General features: G+C 56.7%; 1 protein-coding gene. It reads right to left on the bottom strand.

Going from position 1 to position 557, the window contains the following annotated elements; genetic code table 11:
* Positions 1-557, bottom strand: a 557-nt coding sequence (locus tag ATB02_RS25785; RefSeq protein WP_198600611.1) for a host specificity protein J, incomplete at both ends; no start/stop codon positions are given.

The raw sequence follows: 557 nt of genomic DNA, 5'->3' as shown, positions 1-557 counted from the left end.
TGGGTCAGCATATCCCACAGACACCAGGCCATGTTGTTGCTGTATGCTGGCTTAAACGTTCCGTCCCAGATACCGCTGTATTGCCGCGTCTGCGGGTTATAGTTCGACGGCACCTGCAGAATGCGCCCGCGCAGATGATAATTACGGCTCACCTGCTGGCTGCCGAACTGCTCCGAATCCACCTGCACGCCGACCAGTGCCGTGTTCGGGTAGCACTGTTTCACATCGATGATTTCGGTGTATGACGACCAGAGCGTTTTGTTCTGCAGCTGGTCTGTGGTGCTGTCCGGCGTCATCCTGCGCATCCGGATACTGAACGGGCGCGGCGGCAGGTTATCCACCACCACCGAGGCCAGATACTGTGAAGTGGTTTTACCCTTAATGGTGATGTCTTTTTCCGTCACCCAGCCACCGTTACGTTGTATCTGAACCAGCAGGCGGACTTCCGATGGATTCCTGTCCCCCTTTGAGGTGGTTTCCACCAGTGCCTGCACGCCGAAGGTAAAACGCAGTCGGTCAATGTTTGCCGACGTGATGGTCCGGGTGATCGGCGTGTC

The sequence above is a fragment of the Escherichia sp. MOD1-EC5189 genome (genome assembly GCF_002966045.1).
GTDB lineage: Bacteria > Pseudomonadota > Gammaproteobacteria > Enterobacterales > Enterobacteriaceae > Escherichia > Escherichia coli_F.
This window is presented reverse-complemented; position numbering and strand designations above follow the sequence as displayed.